Annotated in this window: 1 CRISPR repeat array. The window is 50.8% G+C overall.

Annotated features, from left to right (window positions below):
* Positions 1-304: a CRISPR direct-repeat array (repeat unit 28 nt; unit sequence GTAGCACTGCGAAATGAGAATGGGAGCT).
* Position 305 lies beyond the last annotated feature (1 nt).

Consider the following 305-nt stretch of genomic DNA (forward strand, 5'->3'; position numbering starts at 1 on the left):
GTAGCACTGCGAAATGAGAATGGGAGCTACAACTATGGGAGCACAGCCAACCGCTTCATACCCATTGTAGCACTGCGAAATGAGAATGGGAGCTACAACTCTCGGCGGCGTGCTAGGCGGCGTGCTAGGCGGCGTGTGGGCATTGTAGCACTGCGAAATGAGAATGGGAGCTACAACTCGTTGGACAAATAAGCCTTGCCGGTTACGATTGTAGCACTGCGAAATGAGAATGGGAGCTACAACGCGCATGGGGTTTTCATGGTATTGATTTGTATTGTAGCACTGCGAAATGAGAATGGGAGCTA

It is taken from the genome of Neisseria sp. HMSC070F02 (assembly GCF_001814225.1).
Classification (GTDB): Bacteria; Pseudomonadota; Gammaproteobacteria; order Burkholderiales; family Neisseriaceae; genus Neisseria; species Neisseria meningitidis.